The following is a 1,524-nucleotide window of genomic DNA, read 5'->3' as shown; positions in this document are numbered from 1 at the left end:
GAATGATGATCATGTAGCCGGCCTCCTCGCCGCGGTTATGCGACGAGGGTTAAAGTCAGTTTGCGAACGCACTTTGACCCTGCGGAGACCGACATGAACTATTGTGGCATAGACCTGCATTCGAACAACTGCGTCGTGATCGTCAGCGACGAGAGCGACCGGATCGTGTACCGGAAACGCCTGCCAAACGAGCTCACGCAGATCGCCGCGGCGCTTGAGGCGTACCGGCACGAACTGGCGGGCGTGGTCGTCGAGAGTACGTACAACTGGTACTGGCTAGTGGATGGACTGATGGATTCAGGTTACCGGGTACACCTGGCCCATCCTGCTGCCATCAGGAAATACAACGGACTTAAGCACAGCGGCGATTTCGCCGATGCGGCCTATCTGGCGCAGCTGCTCAGGCTCGGGTTGCTGCCCGAGGGCTATGTCTATCCGCGCGAAGAGCGCGGCGCACGCGACCTGGCACGCAAGCGCATGCAACTGGTGCGCTATCGCACAGCGCAGATTCTTTCGATCGAGGGCATCCTGATGCGGCAGACGGGCAGCAGAATAACTGGCGAAGCAGTCAAACGGCTGACGGCCGACCAGGTCAACGAATTTGCATTTACGCCCGATGTCACGCTGGCCATGGAGGCCAACCGCGCGGTCAGCCAGGCGCTGGCGCAGCAGATTGAAGCGCTGGAGAAGCGACTGATGGAACGCGTGAGTCTGCGTGCCGAGTACCGCCTGCTCAAGACGGTGCCGGGCATTGGCGACACGCTCGCAACGACGATCATGCTCGAGACCGGATCGATTCGTCGCTTTGCCCACGTCGGCAACTTCAGTTCCTACTGTCGCTGCGTTGACAGTCTGAGGGAGAGTAACGGCAAGAAGAAAGGTGAAGGCAATACCAGGAACGGCAACAAGTATCTCGCGTGGGCATTTGTCGAGGCAGCGAACTTCGCAATGCGCTACTGCCCGCAGGCCAGAAGCTTTTACGATCGCAAGAAGAGCAGGACGAACCGCGTCCTGGCAATCAAGGCTCTGGCGCACAAGCTTGCGCGGGCGTGCTACCACATGCTGCGGGACCAGAAGCCCTTCGATGTGCACCTGTGTTTCGGGTAACGGTTTGGCCAGGGGCGACGAGCCAGGTGAAGGGACTGGTGTGAAGCCACCCGAATGATTTGGACGCCGCCCTTGTGCCATCTGAACGGATGCAGAACGCTGAATCGCCCAGGCCGTGAGCCATCAAAGGACTGGTGTCGTCGTCATGACGATAGCCACAGGGAATGCAACCATCCCCTGGACACGGACTGGCACCAAAGTTTCTCTGGGGCGGCGACTGCCGCCAGGGCAGTCGCGGAGCATTGCGACTGCTTGATCCCGACGGGTGTCTGGTGCGATTCGGTTCGCAACCAACGAGTGAGAAAATGGACGCGATTAGTGTTTGCACGAATGAAGGTGGCGCGCTGTACTAGCTGTGAAGTGACGCAACTGATTGCGGCGTACTTCCTTTACCCTTGACTCCGGCCGGCTAATGGG

Annotated in this window: 1 protein-coding gene; it reads left to right on the top strand. The window is 59.4% G+C overall.

Annotation, left to right across the window (positions count from 1 at the left end):
* Positions 1-93: 93 nt before the first annotated feature.
* Positions 94-1,107 carry an IS110 family RNA-guided transposase gene (locus C0Z16_RS36920; RefSeq protein ID WP_102636840.1) on the top strand — a complete coding sequence of 338 codons (1,014 nt, stop codon included), beginning with the start codon at positions 94-96 and terminating at the stop codon, positions 1,105-1,107.
* Positions 1,108-1,524: the final 417 nt, after the last annotated feature.

It is taken from the genome of Paraburkholderia rhynchosiae (genome assembly GCF_002879865.1).
Taxonomy (GTDB): Bacteria; Pseudomonadota; Gammaproteobacteria; order Burkholderiales; family Burkholderiaceae; genus Paraburkholderia; species Paraburkholderia rhynchosiae.
Note: the sequence above shows the minus strand (reverse complement) of the source record. Positions and strands in the feature narration are given on the sequence as shown.